The 21,014-nt window shown below is 40.8% G+C and carries 18 protein-coding genes; 13 read left to right on the top strand and 5 right to left on the bottom strand.

Annotated elements, in window-relative coordinates; genetic code table 11:
* Window positions 1–513: 513 nt before the first annotated feature.
* Window positions 514–975: a tellurite resistance TerB family protein gene (locus G1O98_RS18595; RefSeq protein ID WP_163930407.1), complete on the top strand. Its 462-nt coding sequence runs from the start codon at window positions 514–516 to the stop codon at window positions 973–975.
* A 240-nt stretch (window positions 976–1,215) separates the two neighbouring features.
* On the opposite strand, the gene G1O98_RS18590 is transcribed toward G1O98_RS18595, so the two are convergent.
* Complete coding sequence (locus G1O98_RS18590) at window positions 1,216–1,812, bottom strand: hypothetical protein (RefSeq protein WP_163930413.1); 597 nt, start codon at window positions 1,810–1,812, stop codon at window positions 1,216–1,218.
* Window positions 1,813–2,025: 213 nt separating this feature from the next.
* Between G1O98_RS18590 and dacB the strand changes: the two genes are divergently transcribed.
* From dacB to G1O98_RS18570, 4 genes are all read left to right on the top strand, one after another.
* Window positions 2,026–3,498: a D-alanyl-D-alanine carboxypeptidase/D-alanyl-D-alanine-endopeptidase gene (dacB, locus tag G1O98_RS18585; RefSeq protein WP_243458474.1), complete on the top strand. Its 1,473-nt coding sequence runs from the start codon at window positions 2,026–2,028 to the stop codon at window positions 3,496–3,498.
* A 609-nt stretch (window positions 3,499–4,107) separates the two neighbouring features.
* Window positions 4,108–4,710, top strand: coding sequence for a TerD family protein (locus G1O98_RS18580; protein WP_163930404.1), 603 nt, complete (start codon window positions 4,108–4,110; stop codon window positions 4,708–4,710).
* A gap of 67 nt (window positions 4,711–4,777) precedes the next feature.
* A complete protein-coding gene (locus tag G1O98_RS18575) occupies window positions 4,778–5,353 on the top strand; it encodes a TerD family protein (RefSeq protein ID WP_345940567.1) in 576 nt (191 codons plus the stop codon).
* A 107-nt stretch (window positions 5,354–5,460) separates the two neighbouring features.
* Window positions 5,461–6,879: a TerD family protein gene (locus G1O98_RS18570; RefSeq protein WP_163930400.1), complete on the top strand. Its 1,419-nt coding sequence runs from the start codon at window positions 5,461–5,463 to the stop codon at window positions 6,877–6,879.
* A gap of 68 nt (window positions 6,880–6,947) precedes the next feature.
* Here G1O98_RS18570 and G1O98_RS18565 read toward each other — a convergent pair whose 3' ends face one another.
* Window positions 6,948–7,454, bottom strand: coding sequence for a GNAT family N-acetyltransferase (locus tag G1O98_RS18565; protein ID WP_163930398.1), 507 nt, complete (start codon window positions 7,452–7,454; stop codon window positions 6,948–6,950).
* Window positions 7,455–7,682: 228 nt separating this feature from the next.
* On the opposite strand from G1O98_RS18565, the gene G1O98_RS18560 reads away from it, so the two are divergent.
* Window positions 7,683–8,729: a zinc-dependent dehydrogenase gene (locus G1O98_RS18560; protein WP_163930396.1), complete on the top strand. Its 1,047-nt coding sequence runs from the start codon at window positions 7,683–7,685 to the stop codon at window positions 8,727–8,729.
* A 41-nt stretch (window positions 8,730–8,770) separates the two neighbouring features.
* Here G1O98_RS18560 and G1O98_RS18555 read toward each other — a convergent pair whose 3' ends face one another.
* The gene (locus tag G1O98_RS18555) at window positions 8,771–9,037 is read right to left on the bottom strand and encodes a hypothetical protein (RefSeq protein WP_207794501.1); all 267 of its coding nucleotides are present in this window, start codon (window positions 9,035–9,037) and stop codon (window positions 8,771–8,773) included.
* Window positions 9,038–9,067: 30 nt separating this feature from the next.
* On the opposite strand from G1O98_RS18555, the gene G1O98_RS18550 reads away from it, so the two are divergent.
* The 5 genes from G1O98_RS18550 to hetR all read left to right on the top strand — a co-directional run bounded on the left by G1O98_RS18550 (window position 9,068) and on the right by hetR (window position 16,513).
* Window positions 9,068–10,333 (top strand): inorganic phosphate transporter, encoded by a 1,266-nt coding sequence (locus tag G1O98_RS18550; protein WP_163930392.1) that lies wholly within the window; start codon window positions 9,068–9,070, stop codon window positions 10,331–10,333.
* Between the two features lie 950 nt (window positions 10,334–11,283).
* Complete coding sequence (locus G1O98_RS18545; RefSeq protein WP_163930390.1) at window positions 11,284–13,623, top strand: EamA family transporter; 2,340 nt, start codon at window positions 11,284–11,286, stop codon at window positions 13,621–13,623.
* Entirely contained in the window at window positions 13,624–13,746 is a 123-nt protein-coding gene (locus G1O98_RS40750; protein ID WP_275941784.1) for a hypothetical protein, read from the top strand. It begins immediately after the preceding gene.
* A gap of 582 nt (window positions 13,747–14,328) precedes the next feature.
* Window positions 14,329–14,553 (top strand): hypothetical protein, encoded by a 225-nt coding sequence (locus tag G1O98_RS18540; RefSeq protein WP_163930388.1) that lies wholly within the window; start codon window positions 14,329–14,331, stop codon window positions 14,551–14,553.
* A gap of 1,060 nt (window positions 14,554–15,613) precedes the next feature.
* Window positions 15,614–16,513 carry a heterocyst differentiation master regulator HetR gene (gene hetR, locus G1O98_RS18535; protein WP_163930386.1) on the top strand — a complete coding sequence of 300 codons (900 nt, stop codon included), beginning with the start codon at window positions 15,614–15,616 and terminating at the stop codon, window positions 16,511–16,513.
* Window positions 16,514–17,014: 501 nt separating this feature from the next.
* On the opposite strand, the gene G1O98_RS18530 is transcribed toward hetR, so the two are convergent.
* Window positions 17,015–17,662, bottom strand: a complete 648-nt coding sequence (locus G1O98_RS18530; protein WP_322745261.1) for a hypothetical protein — start codon at window positions 17,660–17,662, stop codon at window positions 17,015–17,017.
* A gap of 462 nt (window positions 17,663–18,124) precedes the next feature.
* Here G1O98_RS18530 and rpsD point away from each other — a divergent pair, with 462 nt between their 5' ends.
* Window positions 18,125–18,733 (top strand): 30S ribosomal protein S4, encoded by a 609-nt coding sequence (gene rpsD / locus G1O98_RS18525; RefSeq protein ID WP_069071263.1) that lies wholly within the window; start codon window positions 18,125–18,127, stop codon window positions 18,731–18,733.
* A 59-nt stretch (window positions 18,734–18,792) separates the two neighbouring features.
* Here rpsD and moaA read toward each other — a convergent pair whose 3' ends face one another.
* Complete coding sequence (gene moaA / locus G1O98_RS18520) at window positions 18,793–19,779, bottom strand: GTP 3',8-cyclase MoaA (RefSeq protein WP_163930382.1); 987 nt, start codon at window positions 19,777–19,779, stop codon at window positions 18,793–18,795.
* 161 nt (window positions 19,780–19,940) lie between these two features.
* Between moaA and G1O98_RS18515 the strand changes: the two genes are divergently transcribed.
* The gene (locus G1O98_RS18515; RefSeq protein WP_163930380.1) at window positions 19,941–20,972 is read left to right on the top strand and encodes a hypothetical protein; all 1,032 of its coding nucleotides are present in this window, start codon (window positions 19,941–19,943) and stop codon (window positions 20,970–20,972) included.
* Window positions 20,973–21,014: the final 42 nt, after the last annotated feature.

The raw sequence follows: 21,014 nt of genomic DNA, 5'->3' as shown, positions 1-21,014 counted from the left end.
CGAACGCTAAATCAGCAAATGCGAACGCTAAATCAGCAAATGCGAACGCTAAATCAGCAAATGCGAACGCTAAATCAACAAATGCGAACGCTAAATCAGCAAATGCGAACGCCAAATCAGCAAATGCGATCGCCAAATATAACATTAGAAAGGGGAAACTAGTAGTCTGCCAACCCAAAAATGCGCTTGTGAGGTCTGGGTAAAGGGTAAAGAGTAAGGGATTTAAAACCTTTCCCCCTGCCCCTTATCCCTACTTCGTGGGGGCCCCACCTTCCCCCTTTCCCTTTACCCCGCCAAGCTATGGTGTACACACAAGTACTAAAAACCTCGATCGCTTAAGGCAATTTAACCGTTTTTATACGCAGACAAATATATTCTCTGCGTATTTTTTATGAAAAAAAGATTCATCCCAATGTATATTTCCGCATTATTTTGGGAATCATAAATCGAGGAAGCATGATAAACCGCAAAATATGACTTCCTGAAATATCACGTAACTTTTAGAGGATAATTATGTCTAAACGCAAGTTGCCCAAAGGCCGTAGTGTTAGTTCAGTTGCTCTAGAACCAGAAGTTGCGATCGCACTCCTTGGACTTTTTTCCGCAGCAGCCGATGGTGAAGGTATTTCTTCCACAGAAGAATATGCTTTAAGTGAATTTCTCGGTCGGGTTGACTTATTTGAAGATTACTCTGAAGAAGACTTTGAAGAATTGACCGAAAAAGTCGTCAGCTTGATTGAAGAAGAAGAACCAGAAGATTTAATCGCCCAGTCCATCGAATCCTTACCCAATAGAGGTTATCGTGAAGCTGCATACATCACAGCTATCTTAGTTGTGGGGATTGACGAAGAAGTACCCGAAGCTGAACAAGATTATATATCTGAACTTCAAGAAGCCTTAAAAATTTCAGACGAACGCGCACAAGAACTTATAGATGCAGTGTTCGGAGAAGACGAAGAAGAAGAAGAGGAGTAATCTTTATTGAATTGCAACCTCAGTCATCTACCATCTTTAATTTGAGGTTGCTAATTTAGAGTATGAAATAATTTTGTTTGAGTTAAGTTGTTCCGATTCCCGACTTCATAAAGAAGTTGGGAATCTTGCATTTTATCAAAATTAATCCGATAGAGCAATACAGTTTAGAATGAGCAACAAAACCCTTATTGTAGAGACGCGATTTATCGCGTCTTCTGAACCGTATTGTCCGATAGAGGACTAATTAGAAATTGGTACATTTTTAAATGCGGCTGTATCTGGCACAAAAATGTCCAAGTTATTAACACCATCGGGAACTCTTAGCCAGATATAAGCATCTGCGGAGGCTTGTGGGCGTACTTGAAACAAAGAAACGCTTCCTGTTGAGCGATTGAGAGCAATTCCTTTGTAGGTTACGCTAGTCTCAGGATTACGGGCTGTTGTACTAGCCACCGATATAATATCACCAACAACTCCGTCTGTGGCAAGGCGACGAATCCGCATTTGCAGATTTACCACATCACGGTTTCCAGTTTCTGGATCTTTAATTCGCTTTGCTGAAAGTAACTCAACTTCTGCCTTTTTGCCAAAAGCAGGCTGCACAAATTGACCAGGGCTAATTGCTGAAGTTGTAGCACTGGCTGGAGATGGTGAGGCTGTTGCTTGTGGAGAAGTTGTAGCTGTAGGAATTGGCACTTGAGTGGGAATGGTGCTGCTGACTGTATTACGAGCATTTAGTGTCTGCCGTAACGTGAAAACTTCATAAGCTACATAGCCGCTACATCCCAAAGCCAAAGTAGAGAGTAATACAGCTACCCCAGATAAAAATGTACTCACACTGTTGCCTCGATTTCGTATTTCTGTAGTATGTGCAGGTTGACTTACGTTTCTATTTTGTAGTCCCATAAATTATGTTTGTGCAATCGCCCACGTATGAAACATGTGAACATTTTCCCTATACTAGTTAAGTAACTTTACTGAGCCAATTCTTCTCTCTCCGGAAAGAAGTTGTTGGCAAGCTAAAAATATCTATCTTTGGGATAAGAAAAATTGGTGAGACTTAAGACTTTCAATCAACCACTGGGTGTTTTGTTAATATTCTTGACTAGCCAGATAGGATTTAGTCCTATTGCGAAAGCACAAACCCAAGTCGCGCCAACAAGCAGTACAAAATCAATTTGCTCTACCCAACTGGGAACAGCTATAGATGCTGTAATCAATCGTCCTTTATTTAGTCGGGTGCGCTGGGGAATTTTGGTACAACCCCTGTCAAGTGGGCAAACTCTTTATAGTCGGGATGCTCAAAAATATTTTACTCCTGCTTCTAACCTCAAATTGCTGACAACAGCAGCTGCATTGCAGCAATTGGGTGCTAATTTTCGGATTCGCACCTCTATTTATCAGAATGGCAATGGTGTTTTACGTGTTGTCGGTAGGGGAGATCCCAGCTTAAGTGATACTCAACTGCAAACATTAGCACAGCAGCTAAAACAGAAAGGTATTACTCAAATTCAGAGGTTGATAGCTGATGATAGTTATATTCAAGGGGATATTGTTAACCCAACCTGGCAATGGGAAGATGTGCAGTCAGACTATGGCGCACCAGTTAACAGCTTTATTCTGAATCAAAATATTTTTAGCTTAAAACTTGTACCGCAGGCTGTAGGTAAATCTTTACAAGTGGTATGGACTGATGTTGGCGAGGCGAAACAGTGGCGGACAATTAATCAGTCCGTAACCGTTGCCCAAAATCAACCAAGCTACATCAATGTTACCCGTGAATTATCAGGAACAGTATTGCGAATTCAAGGACAACTAACAACGAATTCAGAACCGTCTTTAATAGATTTGCCTGTAGTTGATCCTAATTATTACTTCTTACGGCGCTTCCGTACTGCTTTGGCAACAGAGAAAATTACTTTGGGACAAACATTAGTAGTAAATGGTGGTATTAATCAAGAAGAAATAGCTTTTGTAGAGTCACCACCTTTATCTGAATTATTAATGGAAACTCTTCAAAATAGTAATAATCTTTATGCTGAGGCACTATTGAGAGCATTAGCTGGGGAAAAACCCAGAGTGAAAACTAAAACTAGCGTTGATATTGGTTTAGAAGCTGTCAAAGCGAGTTTAACTCAATTGGGAGTTGAACCAGCAAATTATATTTTAGTAGATGGTTCAGGTTTATCACGTCGGAACTTAGCGACACCAGAAGCTTTTGTACAAACTTTGCGAGGGATGGCAAGAACACCAGCAGGATATGTGTATCGCGCATCTTTACCCGTAGCAGGTAAAATTGGAACCTTAAAAGGGCGCTTTCAAAACACATCTGCTGAGGGAATTGTGCAAGCAAAAACAGGTACATTAACGGGTGTAGTCTCTCTATCTGGATATATAAATGCGCTTAAATATGAGCCGTTAGTTTTTAGTATTATTGTGAATCAATCGGAGCAACCTGCAACTATTCTGCGTCAGGCTATTGATGAAATTGTTGTGTTGTTAACGCAGTTGCAGCGTTGTTAACAAATATTTAAAGATGCAAAATTTTGTGTCTCTACATTTGCTTGCTCTGATAAATAATTGTAGCGATCGCAGTATCAAACAATCAGAACATTGGTACTGCTATAACTTATTGACAATAAAGTCCTAGACTCCGAGCTTTCACTTGGATTCAAACATAAAGACAATAATTTTTAATAGTTTAGCGCAGTTATAGTCTACTTTATAACGACAATTAGATCAGTAATACTGGCAAAAAATATGTGGTATAAATACAAAAATCTTGGATATTACGTGTTTTTCCTGATTACACTGCTTTTAAATGTGACTACGATAGAGCGCATAACAATATGATATGTCTTCAATTATGCGGCGTATTATTATTTAACTCAAATAGATAAACGCCTTAGCTAACTCCGACATAAAAACGAAATCATACAATAAAAATTTGTAGCTTTATTGTTCATTACTTTAATGGAGCATGATTTTGTATGCCAATTTTGAGTTACAAAAATTAGTGGAAATTAACAAAGTTAAAAAGCTAGAAGTAATTTTTAATGAAGACTAATACGAATAGCTACCTAATCAAGTACTTAAAAACATTCGCAGTTTGAATATATTCAAAATTATCACATGGTAATCAACCTACAAAAAGGGCAACGTATCTCACTTTCTAAAGAAGCACCTGGGCTAACAAAGCTGATGTGTGGGCTAGGCTGGGATATAGCAAAACGTTCTGGTGGCAGTTTTTTTGGGGCTTTCGGTAATACTCAAAACTGCGACTTGGATGCTTCTGTAATCTGTTTAGATAAAAATGACAAAATAACAGATATCGGTAACGTTCTTTACTTTGGAAATTTATTGCACAAATCAGGAGCTATTACCCATTTGGGTGATAATCTCACTGGTGCAGGTACAGGTGATGACGAGCAAATTATTGTAGATTTAGCTCGACTACCAAAAGAGATTGTCAAACTAGTTTTTACGGTTAATATTTACGACTGTATTGCTCGTAAGCAAGAATTTGCACAGGTACAAAATGCCTTTGTGCGCTTGGTTAATACATCTAACAATCAAGAACTGGCCAAATATAATTTATCTGGTTCTGAATACAAAGGAATGACCGGGATGATTATGGCTGAAATTTACAATCACAATAATGAGTGGAAAATGGCAGCTATTGGTAACGGCATTAATGTTAATGGTTTGCAGGGACTTATGAAAGTCTATGCTTAACTACTTATTGAGTTACCCAACTCAATAACAACTTTGCATAAAATTCGTTTTGAAAAAATAGGGAGTAATTATGTCAATAAACCTCAGCAAAGGCGAAAGAATCAATCTTTCAAAAGAAGTGCCAAGCTTAAAAAATGCTGGTATTGGTTTAGGATGGGATATCAACGTTACAGATACAGGTACAGTTTTTGACCTTGATGCTTCTATCTTTATGTTAGGTGCTAACGGGAAAATTCCTAATGAAAAATACTTTGTTTTCTATAACAACTCCCAATCACCAGATGGTTCTGTAAAACATGAAGGAGATAGCAGAACCGGAGAAGGGCTTGGAGACGATGAAACAATTCAAATTGATTTGAGCAAAGTTGATGCTTCGGTTCAAGAAATAGTTTTTGTCGTCACCATTCATGAAGCAGAGCAAAGAAAGCAAAATTTTGGACAAGTCAGAAACTCATTTATCAGAATTTATGATAACGCCACAGAAAAACAAATTGCTAAGTATGAATTAGATGAAGATGCTTCCGCAGAAACTGCAATTGAATTTGGTAAGCTTTATCGAAAAGATGGGGAATGGAGATTCCAAGCTGTCGGTGCTGGTTATAAATCAGGGCTACAAAGTTTTGTAGAACGATATGCTGCTTAGTAGCTATCTCAAAAGGTAATAAGTAAAAAGGGGGTAACAGTCATGAATACCCCCCTTTTTTTGTATGAATTAATTAACCAAAGTTAAAGTTATAGGATGTATATGAAATGGAAATTGAATTAAGCAAAGGTGGGAGATTTAATCTTTCTAAAGAATCTCCCAATTTAAAGAAAGTAGCTATTGGCTTGGGTTGGCAAACAAATCAAGCTGGGCAAAATTATGATATTGATGCTTCCGTATTTATGTTAGATGCGAATGCTAAAATACCCGATGAAAAATACTTTATTTTCTACAATAACCTACAATCACCCGATGGTTCTTTAAAACACTCAGGAGATAATAGAACTGGAGAAGGTAATGGAGATGACGAGACAATTTATGTTGATTTGGAAAAAGTCAATCCAGCTATTCAGGAAATAGTTTTTGTTGTCACTATTCATGAAGGGCAAGAAAAAAATCAAAACTTTAGCCAAATAAAAAATGCCTTTATCAAGATTTACAATCACGAAAACGAAAATTCTCTAGCTCGGTATAACTTAAAAGAGGCTTTTTCTCAAGAGACATCTTTGGAATTTGGACGCTTGTATAAAAAGGACAATGAATGGAGATTTCAAGCAGTAGGAGAAGGCTATAGTTCTGGGCTAAAAAGTTTTGTAGATAAATATATTGGAGAAACTAAACAAGAAAAAACTCAAGAATCTCCGAAAGTAGAAAGTGAGAAAAAAACCTATGAAAATCAAGGAAATATAGTATTAGATAAAAAGCTTGAAAGTCAAGCACCACATATTTTTAATCTTGCTAAAAAAGCAGATATATCACTTCAAAAAGTAAATCTCACCAATCATAAAGCTAAGGTTGTGCTTTGCCTTGATATCTCTGGTTCAATGAGTTCGCTCTATTGCACAGGTAAAATCCAGAGGTTCGCTGAAAAAATCCTTGCTTTAGGATGTCGTTTTGATGAAAATGCCTCTATTGATATATTTCTATTCGGAGTTGAAACTCATAATGTAGGTGCAATGAGTATTGAAAATTTTAAAAACTTTATTCCAAATCTACTAAAACAGTATCCGCTCGAAGGCGGTACTTACTATGGTAAAGCTGTCAACATGATTAGAAAAGTTTATTTTCCAGTATCTAAAAAAGGAAGCCAAAAAAATACTACACCCCTAAGTCAACCAGTTTATATTATGTTTGTTACAGATGGAGCAACATCTGACGAGCCACAAACAGAACAGTATCTTAAAGAGTCTTCCTATGAACCTATTTTTTGGCAATTTATGGCTATTGGCAAGTCACGTAAGGATGCTAAGGGTAAAGGCATTTTAGGCTGGTTATCTCAAGCAAAAACAAGTGATTTTACCTTCTTAGAACGACTGGATGAAATGAGCGATCGCTATATTGATAATTCAGATTTTTTTAGTTTAGAAGATCCAGAAAGTATAGCAGATCAAGAACTTTATGATTTACTGATGACTGAATATCCCGACTGGCTAAAAATAGCTAAAACAAAGAATTTGTTACAATAAAAACCCCTGATTATAAAATAAATGTCCCTTTCCAAAAACTCAATCACAATCATTGACAGTTTACGGTTTTAATCTGTGGTAATGTCAAGAACTCTAAGTCCCATGATTACTAAATCTCGTTCAACACTGTCAATTTCGGCAACTTTAGGTAAATGTCCCCAAGGTTGAAAACCAAATGTTTTAAAAAGGTTTAAACTAGGCTGATTGTGGGCAAAGATGAAGCCTAGTAGGGTATTTAAACCCAAACTACGGCTTTCGCTAATTGCTTGTCCTAATAGTTGTCGTCCCAAACCACAGCGATGAAATTGAGGGGCTATATAAATACTAATTTCGGCAGTCTTATTATAGGCGGGCCGCCCATAAAAGGGTTGGAAACTAAGCCATCCAGCAATTACTCCCTCCACTTCGATTACCCAAAGTGGCCGTTGTGAAGGCGATCGCGCCTTAAACCAAAGAAGGCGACTTTCTACAGATATTGGCTCTAAATCAGCAGTTGCCATGCGGCTAGGAATTGCAGCATTATAAATTGCCACAATTGCAGGTAAGTCAGTTTCAGTCGCATGGCGAATAGTCATTGCTAGCGTCTCGGAGAAAATATTGAGAAAATATTTAAAAATAATACAGCGTTACGCAAGCCCTAATACACCCTTATCTCTTAGAAAGCTATTTGATTTACTCAGCAAAGAAATACTGATATGCGCCCGTAAAATTCTATCCAGCTAAAACATAGAAATCTCAAATCTGATAGCTTAAAGTTCACCACTAATGTTACATCTAGTATCGTTGAGTGGGGAAAAACCAGCGTGAAAGCACAGGTATTTAGAGGCGTTAATCAACTGTCTTACGAAGATATCCCAGTTCCAACTCTGGAACCAGACGAAGTGCTGGTACAGGTACGGGTTGTGGGATTGTGTCAATCAGATATTAAAAAAATTCGTTATCCACTGTATGAACCGCCGCGCATTTTTGGACATGAAACTGCCGGCACGATCGCAGCAATAGGGAATAATGTCAAAGGTTGGCAAGTTGGACAACGGGTAGCAGTGATGCACCACATCCCTTGTATGCGTTGTGCCTACTGCCTAAATGATAATTTCTCGATGTGTGATGTTTACAAAAACATCTCCACTACCGCAGGCTTTAACGCCAGTGGCGGCGGTTTTGCTGATTATGTCAAGGTTCCTGGACATATTGTGGAAAATGGTGGGTTGATTCCCATCCCGGATAACATCAGTTTTGAAGAAGCGAGTTTTGTAGAACCAACTAACTGCTGTTTGAAGGCGGTGAGAAAAGCTCAAATTGCTCCAGGACAAACTGTATTAGTTACTGGTGCTGGGCCAATTGGGTTAATGTTTATCATGTTGGTGAAGTATTTCGGAGCAAAAGCGATCGCTACTGATTTACTACCCTCTAGAATTGATAAAGCCTTGAGTGTCGGTGCAGAAGCGGCTTTTGATGCGCGCGATCCTGATTTACCCGCCAAAATCTCTGCCTTAACTGGTGGACTAGGTGTTGATGTTACCTTGTTGGCTGTTCCCAGTGAAAAAGCCTTCTTTCAAGCACTTGATAGTACCCGCAAAGGCGGTAAAATCTTATTTTTCGCCGAATTTCCTGATGAGGTGGAAATTCCCATCAACCCCAATATTCTCTACCGTCGGGAAATTGACTTGATAGGCAGTTACAGTTCCTCTTATCGGCTTCAGAGTCTATCAGCCGATATTGTGTTTAATCAGCGAATTGATGTAAAAGCGTTGATTAGCGATCGCTATCCATTAAAAGATTTATCAGCAGCTGTTGAGCAAGCGATCGCACCCACACCGGATACTTATAAAATCTTAATTTATCCGTAAAAGGAAGATTAGGGAGATAGGAGAGTGTTAAAACTAGAAGTTTAAAGTTCTGTCTGAGATTCAGCTACGAAGCTAAAAGGTTCAACGATGAAGCTCAAAGGTTCGACGATGAAGCTCAAAGGTTCGACGATGAAGCTCAAAGGTTCAACGATGAAGCTCAAAGGTTCGACGATGAAGCTCAAAGGTTCGACGATGAAGCTAAAAGGTTCAACGATGAAGCTCAAAGGTTCAACGATGAAGCTCAAAGGTTCAACGATGAGGCTCAAAGGTTCAAAGTTCAACCTTAAAAGCTCAAGTTTGATCCTCATCTCTCTCACTTTCCCCTTGTCCCGAACAAAATGCTTATTACCCTACTTTTCGTAGCTCTACTAGCTTTCTACGTCGCTTGGAATCTCGGAGCAAACGATGTTGCTAATGCAATGGGAACCTCTGTTGGTTCCAAAGCTGTTACTCTCAAACAGGCACTAATTATTGCTGGGGTATTAGAGTTTACGGGTGCTGTATTGTTTGGACATGAGGTAACGGAAACTCTCGCAACGAAAATTGCTAATCCCGCCTTATTCGCGGCTACACCCCAAATATTAGTTACTGGGATGGTAACGGTATTAATATCGTGTGGTGTGTGGTTGCAAATTGCCACATCACGCGGTTTACCTGTATCCTCTTCTCATGCGGTTGTTGGTGCGATCGCTGGATTTAGTTGGGTGGCTTTGGGAGTAGGTGCGATTGATTGGTCATCAATTGGCTTAATTAGCATTGGCTGGGTTTTAACGCCATTAATTAGTGGTGCGATCGCTGCTTTATTTTATAGTCAAATCAAGCACTGGATTTTAGATCAACCCAATCAAATAGTCCAGTTACAAGAATGGATTCCCTGGTTGAGTACTGCGCTGCTAGGTGTATTCGGCGTGATTGTATTACCATCGCTAACTGAACCGCTAACCAATTTTGTAATTGAGCTTGGTTTTACGATCCCTTCTCATGACATCCCACTTTTAACAGGTGCGATCGCAGCAATTGGACTCACAATCTTTAGTTGGCGACAATTAGGAGATAAGAGAGACAAGGGAGACAAGGGAGAAATACTCCCTAATCCTGTAGAAAGATTATTCGGTCGATTTCAACTACTAAGTGCTTGCTTTGTCGCCTTTGCTCACGGTTCTAATGATGTGGGAAATGCGATCGCTCCTTTAGCTGCGATCGTTTACATCAATCGTACTGGTAACGTACCTACAGATGGTCTTACCATCCCGCTTTGGATTTTAATCCTTGGTGGTGCTGGTATTGTTGGTGGTTTAGCTGTTTGGGGAAAAAAAGTCATTGCCACCATTGGCGAAAACATTATTGCCTTGCAACCTAGTAGTGGTTTTTGTGCCGAACTTGCTACTGCCACCACCATCCTCATCGCCTCTCGGTTAGGTTTACCAGTCTCCACTTCCCACGCTCTCGTCGGCGGTGTCGTTGGTATTGGACTAGTGCAAAATATTAAATCGATTAAGTTCCAAACACTAAAAGGTATTGCTGCTGCATGGCTAATTACAATCCCTGTGAGTGCTTTACTTAGCGCTGCCATTTTTAGCATCGCCCGAATTTTATTCCGCTAAGAATTATTAATCTTTTCCTAAATTTTTCATCTACTAAATCTACTCAAAGTAGAACTTAAACTGCAACAACAGCAAAAAAGCGTGTTTTTGCAGAATTGCTGCTCATTCATTAGAATGTTGTGCAGGGGATAGCGTAACTTTGAATTTCCACAGAAAGATACTTTAATCTCCATTTAGAGATATAAACTGTCACACAAGTTACATTCCATAGAAATTTACAACTAGTTTCGCAAGTCAGATAACTTTCTGCCTAAGAGGTTGTTTAAAAAGTGGTTAGTTGTGATTTTAGGCACTTATTGATCCCCCCTAACCCCCCTTAAAAAGAGGGGAACCGGAATCAAAGTCCCCCTTTTTAAGGGGAGCCAGTGCGGTCTTCTCCCAAAGGGAGAGGCTAGCGCCTTCGCGGAGCGTCTCGTAGAGAAGGGGGTTTCCCCCATGAGCAACTGGCGTGGTTTAGGAGGATCTAAAACGTTTTGCTACCAAGAAGAGGATTTTTCAAACATCCTCTAAGCACACGCATCTACAAGTCTTTGGCAATTACTATTGGTAGCAAAACAATAAATATTTATTTGGAGTGAGATTTATTTAAAAGTAAAAATCTCATTGGCAAATACTATATTGATGTACATGAAACGGATCAAAAATAAAAAAGGTATCATTTCAAGCTAGTTACAGCCATACGACAATCTAAAATCGTTCGACTGAGGAAAACTGGAGTCCAAAATCGAATGGCTAAATACTTAATCAATGCTGAAAAAATACCGATTATTAAGCAGTAAGGTATATTTGGTGCTTTGCCAAGTTGTGTTCAGTATGACAGAATTACGTTGAAATGCGGAAGTGCTGTTAAAATTTTTAATTTATCTGACAAAATACAGGAAATTAGGATGAGCGCCAATAAAGCGTACCGGAAGCAGCTTTATCGTCAAGGTGTTAGAGGTTAGAAGCTAATGGGGCGATTCGAGAAGCAACCAGAAAACCCAAGAGTCAGAGGCGAGCTATCTAGAGCAGCAGAAAATGCTCTTTGGGCTGTAGTTGAAGACTTAGAAAATCTTCAGCAGAATGTCCTCAGAGCGTTGCAGGAAGATGTAAAGCGACTTCAGTCAGAAAAAAATCGGTTATCCGATGAGATTCAAGGCTTGGTAGAGGAAAAAGAGCATTTACAACAAGTGCGCCAAATCACCGAACAGCAAGTCTTAATTCGTCAACTGGCAGAAGTTCTGGCAAAACATATATCTTCACAACTGCAATCCTCTCTGGCAAATTTAGCTAACCAAAGCATAGAGGGTAAGTCTTACGAACAAGCTGCGCTGAAGTCCGCTGAAGTGAGCAGCAATGTAGTAGGTGAAATCAATGAAAAAGTCGAACACATGTTTGACAGCCTGGATGACACCGTTACTGTTACTTTTAACTCGCTGCAACAGGAGCTAAAAAACTATCAAAGTAATCTTTCCCAACAGTTGTCACGGATGTATAGCCAGCAACAGCAAGGGGAAACGATTTTGGCGGAGTTTGTTAACCGCCTGCATGGAGAACTAGAAAAAACTATAGAAGAAACTTCACGCAAACCAGCAGCAGGTACGCCTACTGTTTTACAGTTTACTGAGCCAGAAAAAAACAATTCTTCTGAGCCATCCCCGCCAACCTTTAGCGAAGTAATAAAAAATTCCTCTGAGCCAATTTCCGCGATCCCGAATCAATTTTTAGAAGAAAGAGAAACCACATTAGAGCCTCCCGTTGTTAGAGAAAACACCGCGAACACAATTTCTGTCTCCATCAAAGACTTGTTGGAAAGAGAAATAACATCAGAGCCTCCCATTGTTAGAGAAAGCGCTGCGAACCCGATTTCTGTCCCTAGCAATGACTTGTCGGAAAGAGAAACAACATCAGAGGCTCCCGTTGTTAGAGAAAGCGCTGCGAACCCGATTTCTGTCCCTATCAAAGACTTGTCGGAAAGAGAAACGAAATCAGAGCCTACTGCTCCTGTAGTTCCGCCACCACAAGAAAACGCTGCTGAACCTCTTTCTGTCCTCAATAAGGATTTGTCAGAAAGCGAAACAACATCAGAGCCTCCTATTGTATCTGTGCCAAAGCCGGAAGCAATACAACCTCAACCTTTACGAAGAAGAAACGCTACTGAACCAAATTCTGTGATCCGCAGAGTGTCGCAGAGCAAACCCAAATCACCACCTTCGACTGCGCTAGAGCCACAGCCGCCAGCAAAACCCTCAGAATCGCGATCGCCTAATTCCTCCGGCTTTTCGCAGTTGCAAGTCGGTTTCTTGTTGATTGTCTCATCGGCAGTGATATCGTCGCTTTACAACATAGCCATCAAGGTGATTTTCCACGAAGGTTCCCAAATTTTTGGAGTAGTAGATGTAGAACGCCTGCTACCGCCGACTTTGGGCAATACTCTGTTGATTTTGACGCTCCGGTTTATGGTAGTAGTACCACTGATGGTATTGCTGTCTCCTATGTTGCATCCAACACTATGGCAAGATTTAGAAAATTTGGCCGCTTCAGTGCGAGGAAATCCCACAGCTGCTAATACAGCTACCAAGCGGATTTTGCTGTTGTCGGTTGTGAGTGGGTGCTTTTTGTTTTTGTCTCAAGTGCTAATCTACATTGCGATCGCTCAAGTCACAACTGGAATGGCGATCGCACTGTTCTTTATCTATCCGATGGTTAGTGGGTTATTGTCGTGGTTTCTGTTCCGCGATCGCCCCACCACATTCCGCTTCGGTGCGATCGCTGCCATTTGCTGCGGTGAATTGTTAGTTTTAGGAGGTTCTCCCAACACCAGTATCGGTAATCCTTCACTAGGAGGCAGCACTGCCATTCTTTCGGGCGTAGCTTTTGCTGCTTACATAATTCTGACACGGGTATGTGCTAGCAAGCTGCATCCCGTGACTTTTACCTTAATTAACTTCGCTACCATGTTGTTGTTGAGTTTTATCTGCTTGATGCTACCTTTGCCAAGCAATTGGAACTTGATAGTTTTTGACTCATCTAAGATGCTAGAACTGGTTTTAAGCGCATTTATCTTGGGTGTGCTGACTCTTGCTGGCTATTTGCTGAACAATGTTGGTATCAGTAAATTAGGTGCTTCGCGATCGGCAATTATCGGTGGTAGCATCCCAGTTTTAACCGTGATTTTTGCTGGGTTAATCATTCAAGAAAATTTAGAGATTGTGCAAATTCTGGGAGTGTTGTTAGTAACCTTTGGCGCGGCGGCTTTTAGCCTAGAAACGATGCGAAATCAGGCTAAACCCTCCAGTAACACGAATTAAATGGCGAGTTTAATCAGTTTGGGTGTAATGGGTGCTAGTTTACCTTCTATCACTTTCACCATCAATCCTGACGCTAATCCGCCCAAGATCCCCGAATTCTTTTTAGAATTCGGGGATCTTTAAGTTTTCACGGTTGATTTAGGACTGCCGGATAGATGCAGATCATACCAATCTTTCCTTCTTCCTTCTCTGCAAGACGCTACGCGATCGCGGTTTGTTCTCTTATCTATCAAATTTAATGGGACAGACCGGTAGGTTGGGTTGAAGAACGAAACCCAACATTATTAAGGCTTTGTTGGGTTTCGCTTACGCTCAACCCAACCTACGAAATCTACAAAATCCGGTGATTAGGTATGTATTCTATGCAATTGAGAACCGCTCTAGTTGAGCGAAGAGTAATCAAAATAACTTGACTTGTAATATATTTTTAGCAATTTAGCCTGATACAGATAGGGAAAACACGTATATATAAGCAGTACGAGTAGTACTGACTCAAGCAATTGAGCGCAAGTACTTGCTCAAACAGGAAATTTGCAAGGAGTGAAGACCATTGCAGCATATTTTAGAACTAGAAGACGAAAAAGTAGTAGAAGGGTTGAGAGTAACCTGTTTTTTAAGGTACATGAATACATGGAGCGCTCGCGCTCATAAAACAGCCAGTTCTTTTATCCTACGAAAAGCCCTGCGAGTAAAGCGGAATTCAAAATGCCTCGTTTGTATGTTTTTGAGGTTGACGAGATGGTATCTTTATTAATGCCTTTGTGTCCTCGTCAACTTAGTCTGCGATCGCCTAGATACTTAGATAAAGATGCTTATATCGTAGTCGGCTGCGGATTCTCGTCTTTTTTTAGTAACACGCTATCTACGCAATTACAGTCTCTCAAGTATATAAAACAGCGCTGTCAAAATATACTTTCAAGTAGCCGATGAATTAGTTAAATCATGGAATTTTAAAATTCTTTCATGAAAAAAATATAATTCCATTGAAAAACAATCTCTAAATAATTATCAGATGGAATCCAATATGTTTTATTATATATATGCCTATTAACTAATTTTTCGTTGATTAACACGAGCCAAAAAGCCTCATGGCTATGCGATTCAGTCTGAATAAATCGCAGCTTTCTGTGTCAAATCATCAACACCAAAAGATAAATCAGACTTAGATTTGAAAGTCAAAATAGAAATATCATCAAACCTTGATTTACTCAGAATATAAAATATTTAAATAGTCATAATTTATAAACTTTAAAATACATAATTTTATTCCAAAAGCAGAAAACAATGGTATGATAAAAAGCGATATTTGAAAGAACAATAGGTACTTTAAAATTGGAATTAATTGATCTACTTGATGTCTACTATCTTCTCTCAAGCCAACGGCTTATACTGCCGAGACATCACAGGAGGTTGTGAACGAAATGATAGTTCCCAACGAGCCGTTTGGCTCAACCTCTGAATGTTGCTACACCTGGTAAGCGGTTGCTTTTGAAATTACTCCCAACGATCTCCGACCACCTGTGTACTACAAATAATTCACCAAAGCTGAATATAAAGCATCTTTTTCGAGTAACAAATACCCCAGATGAACCGCGCAAACTAGTTTTTACTCCGAGTCGGCATAGTGCCATAATTAGGTATAAGCAGTTTGATCTTGTTGCTCTTGAAAGATGAGAATAATCCCAGAGAAGTTAAAAACTTTGTAGATTATTTGCAACACAGTTAACTTTTGGGAAGTCAACCGCCGTCAAGCTGGACTTAGTGATATCTATAATTTTCCAGTCAGATGCAGAGACAGTTATGGTAACAACAACTAAATCTGCCTGTGTACTAGAAAATATGCGAAAATGGTAGTTTGCACTACCGCCGATTTCATGGTTATCGCATACTAATATAGTCTGAAGTGAAAAATCGGCTTCAGCCAGGTGTATACTACCTTATTCTCAATCGATTAAAAACTCTGTAAACGTGCTATTCAATTGTCTGTAATATGAGTAACGACATAGATCTGATCAAACGTCTTGACCCCAGTGCGATGGATCAGATCATGCTTTATCTGGCTTTTAGTGCCATGCGGACGAGTGGGCACAGGCATGGGGCATTTTTAGACGCAGCCGCAACAGCAGCAAAGTGTGCAATTTACATGACCTATCTAGAGCAGGGACAAAACCTGCGGATGACAGGGCATCTGCACCACTTAGAGCCGAAACGAGTAAAAATTATTGTAGAAGAAGTCAGACAGGCGCTAACAGAAGGCAAACTGTTAAAAATGTTGGGTTCTCAAGAACCTCGCTATTTGATTCAATTGCCTTACGTCTGGCTAGAAAAGTATCCTTGGCAACCGGGGCGATCGCGCGTACCTGGTACAAGTCTGACAAGTGAAGAAAAAAGACAAATTGAGCAAAAACTGCCAAGTAACTTACCAGATGCCCAGTTAGTTAGCTCTTTTGAGTTTCTGGATTTGATTGAGTTTTTGCACAGGCGATCGCAAGAAGACTTGCCAACCGAACACCAAATGCCTTTGAGTGAAGCTTTGGGTGAGCATATCAAGCGTCGTCTACTCTACTCAGGCACAGTAACACGCATAGATTCTCCTTGGGGAATGCCCTTCTACGCACTTACTCGTCCTTTTTACGCCCCAGCAGACGATCAAGAACGCACTTACATCATGGTAGAAGATACCGCTCGGTATTTCCGCATGATGAAAAATTGGGCAGAACGGCGACGAAATGCCATGCGCTTATTAGAAGAACTTGATATTCTCCCAGAAAAAATGGAGCAAGCTATGGAAGAATTGGATGAAGTTATCCGTGCTTGGGCAGATAAATATCATCAAGACGGTGGTATTGCAGTGGTCTTACAGACGGTTTTTGGTGAAAAAGAAGACTAGTAGCACTACGCAAAACTCAAAAAGCTTACTTTATAAGCTTTTCACCGCTTTTGTCCCTTACTTAAAAGTAGGGGGATGATTGGTCTATTTACATTGTCATACTGTACCAATAGTATAAAAGTCACAAAACTGCTTGTGACTTTTGTATTGTAAGTATTTAGTTTGCATAATTTGCAAGCGTAAAGCAATTATGACGGATTTTATTATATAGATATTGTTGCTTCAATCAAGCTAGTTTTGACTCCAATAGGACTTACTCAAAACTACACGCAGTAGGGGCAATACCCTACAAGTACTCTGTTGGAGAACTCGTCGTAGACTAAGCTTTGCGTCTACATGATTTGCGTCTACCAGAAAATATAGGTTTGGACTATTTTTTTGTGTAAGTCCTCTACGAACTTGCTTACCTATAAATTTAAACTGGACAGACTCATAAGATGGGCGTTTTAATGCCCACCTTACTCATTAACCTATATTCTCAGCAATTACAAAGCACTGTATTTAATTAGCGCCGGGTTGCGTTGGAATAGTAGGTTGTGCTGGAACAGTCTGTTGCGTTGGAAATGGAACGGTCTCGATACTTGATCCCGCAGGAATGATGGTTGGTGGTGTTGAAGATGAAGCACCGATAACACTATCATCAGCACTAATACAAGTATCTAAGACTTGAGCAGGAGGAACATCGATTTGACTACGCAAGCCAACCACACACTGCCCAAAACGCACAGGTAACAAACTACGTCCACAGTAATTTAAAACTGCCGGATTAGCTTCTTCCTTAGTACTTAAACTGACACCGACTACACAGGTAGCTAACTCTTCAGGTCGCCGGGCCTTCCCACAAGAAGAAAGTGCATCTGTCGCAGCAATTTGGGTTTCCTTATCAATTTTAACCACGCAAGCAGCCAAATCAGTTGGACGCAATGCAGCTGCACAAGCTTGTGATGCCGCTTCTGCCGTTACGCCCACTTTTAGGAGACGACCTGCACAGTTACTATAATCATTGCTGTAGGAAGCAGCGATCGCTGGATTGGGTAAGATCGTTGTCAACCATCCAGCTATAGCCAAAACTGGTATTGTTAAATTCCTGGAGGTCGAACTAGCTTGTTTGTTCTTCCCTCTGTTAACCACTTTTTTGCTCATTGACATTGCCATTCTCCAAACACCCAAAGTTATGCTAACTTAAATATTTTAAAAATCCTCTGCAATTCAAGAATTTCAGCGGTAGCAAGGTATAGACATAATTAATTATGGCGGAAATTGTGTTAATATAACTGTTTGAAAGATAAGTAGGCAACGTAAAAAGTATTTCAAAGTTAAGAATACTACGTAAACCAATCTAATGATTGAGTAGCCTACGAAACTAAATAAACACAAAAAAGTTATGGGCAGGAGTACGGCGTGACAGGTCGGAATTCAGGCTTGGAGGCTAGTTTGTCGGGTTTACCGATTAAAAGCAACTGGCGCAAAATCGATGCGTCTACCTTGGTGAGATACGTCTTACCTCGGTAAGCAGCTTCAAAAAACCAAGAATCCCCTGATTAAGAATCAGGGGAGTGTCAAAATTGAATGTTTCGGTAAAGTTTAAACAGGATTAGATTAAGGAAACTCATGTCCCGATATAGAGGGCCCCGCCTCAGAATTGTACGCCGCTTGGGCGATTTACCAGGATTGACTCGTAAAAGCGCTAGACGCGCTTACCCACCTGGTCAGCATGGTCAGAACCGTAAGAAGCGCTCTGAGTATGCTATCCGTCTAGAGGAAAAGCAAAAACTCCGCTTCAATTACGGTTTGACTGAAAAGCAATTGCTCCGCTATGTGCGGAAAGCTAGACGTGTTACTGGTTCTACCGGACAAGTGTTGCTGCAATTGCTAGAAATGCGTTTGGATAATACCGTTTTCCGCTTGGGTATAGCCCCGACTATCCCAGCGGCTCGCCAACTGGTGAATCACGGTCACGTAACTGTTAACGGTCGTGTGGTGAATATTGCCAGCTACCAATGCCGTCCTGGTGAAACAATTGCAGTCAGGGATCGGGCACAATCACGCAAATTGGTGGAAGCTAACTTGCAATATCCCGGTTTGGCAAACCTTCCCAGTCATTTGGAGTTTGACAAAAATAAGTTGGTTGGTAAAGTCAACAGCGTTATTGAACGGGAATGGGTGGCATTACAAGTTAATGAACTACTTGTGGTTGAGTACTACTCACGACAAGCGTAATCGTCATTTGTCCTTAGTCATTTGTCCCTAGTTATTTGCAAAGGACAAATGACCAATGACTAACCACCAATTTGTGACATGGTGCGAGTATATGTACCGACAATTCCAGAATCGCGCCCTTTAAAGTTAATTTCTGGCTTCATTCCAAGCAAATGCCTCACCTGCTCTTGTAATTGAGTGGTGCTACTGCCAGAACGCAGAGCAGTTTTTAAATCTATTTGACCAGTTTCATTCAATAAACACGGACGCAGCCAGCCATCAGCACTCAGGCGCATCCGGTTACAGCGATCGCAAAAACATTCTGACATCTGACTAATAAATCCTAGTGTCCCCTTCGCACCAGGAATTTGAAAAACATCAGCAGGGCCAGCCCCACGAACTTGAGATTCTGTCAAGCCCCAGCGCTCGCGGATTTGTTGCCGTAAATCGGCTGAAGATACCCAACCGCGAACACCAAACAAATCCACATTACCAATAGGCATGAACTCAATAAATCGAACGTGCCACTGTTTATCAATTGTCAGGGCAGCTAAATCTAGAATTTCGTGGTCATTAACGCCAGGAATCACTACCACATTCAGCTTCAGTGGGTCGAATCCGACGTGATGGGCAGCTTGAATGCCCTGCCAAACTTGTTGCCAACGAGAACGCCCCTGATTACCGATAATTTGGTTAAAAGTGTCAGGATGAAGAGAGTCTAGACTGATATTAATTCGTCGCAAACCAGCATTGTAGAGGTTTTGTGCCATCGGAGCCAGCAAAAACCCGTTGGTGGTCATTGAAAGGTCTTGAGTTTGGGGTAAAGTTGCGATCGCACTGACCAAATCCACCACACGTGGACGCAATAAGGGTTCACCCCCTGTCAAACGAAACCGATTAAAGCCTACTGGAATAAATACCTCTTTAATTAAGGTGAGTAACTCCTCATTAGTTAATAGCTGTTGCTTGAGAATATAATCCAGTTCTACTCCCTCTGGCATACAGTATTGACAACGAAAATTACAGCGATCGATTAAACTAATGCGGAGGTAGTCTACCTGGTTCATCGTTTTATTTTTATTCTCTCTGATCAATTAAATACCTTACTGGGGTGGTTTACCCCTTCCTACTATATGTGTAGTAATTCAAAATACCGTACTCCCCCTTAAGTGATAGTCCACAGATTGTGGCATAATAAGCCGATCGCATCCACTAGTTATCATCAATCGTGCAAGACACCGACTCCATCAACGACCTTGCTGCTGCTTTACTACAGCCAGCAGATATCAGCTTTGAACTGCCCGATCCAGAAGATGAACAGATTCTAGAATCAGATTTTCAACAGCAACTCGAAATAGCTTGGCAGGTATGCGATCGCTTTGATTTGCAAACTGAAATCTGGCGGGGGCGAATTTTACGGGCGATCCGCGACAGAGAAAAAGTGGGTGGTGATGGGCGCGGTACTGGCTTTCTGCGATGGCTAAAAGAGCGGGAAATCAGCAAAAGTCAAGCATACTCCTGGATTCAACTGGCCAATAGTGCCGATACTCTCATTGAAGACGGTAAACTCGACCCCGGTTCTGTAAATAACTTCAGTAAACGGGCATTTGTTGAAACCTCCAAAGCATCGCCAGAAGTGCAACAGATGGTGAGTGAAGCCGCCCAAAAAGGCGATCGCATCACTAGGCGCGAAGTGCGTCAACTCAGCGATGAATGGACAGCCATGTCCTCAGATTTATTACCTGAATCAGTCAAGGAAAAAGCCGCAGATAACACCCTTCCGCCGCGCTACATCGCTCCATTGGTGAAGGAAATGGAAAAACTGCCAGAATCACATCAAAAGTTTATCCAGAAAGAAATTGCTGCCAATCCTGATGTGGATACCCTGAAACAGGTAACTAGCGAAGCGCGTAACTTGGCCAAATATCTCAAAGGGGCAGCTCAAGTCCAAGCGCTGACGCAGGAAAATGTTGATATTGAAACAGCCTTAGAAGAAGCGCAAAGAGTCGGCTGTTTGAGCATTGCTGCTGATTTGGTCAATCAAGCATCGCAGATTGAACAAACGATCGCTAAACTCTATATGACTTGGAAACGAATCGGCAATTTGGCAGATAGATTATATGTAGATACTGGCGCAAGTACACCCAACTTGCGATCGCTCCTCACTTGCTTGGAACCTCTGGGTGGTGAAATTATGGAATTGCAACTTAGTGGTGCAACTGAACACACTGTTCGTTTGCAAATTCAGGAGACGAGTTAGGGAATAGACAATAGGCGAACTTGTGGGCAGTAATTGCGATCG

It is taken from the genome of Nostoc sp. UIC 10630 (genome assembly GCF_010747425.1).
Lineage (GTDB): Bacteria > Cyanobacteriota > Cyanobacteriia > Cyanobacteriales > Nostocaceae > Nostoc.
This window is presented reverse-complemented; position numbering and strand designations above follow the sequence as displayed.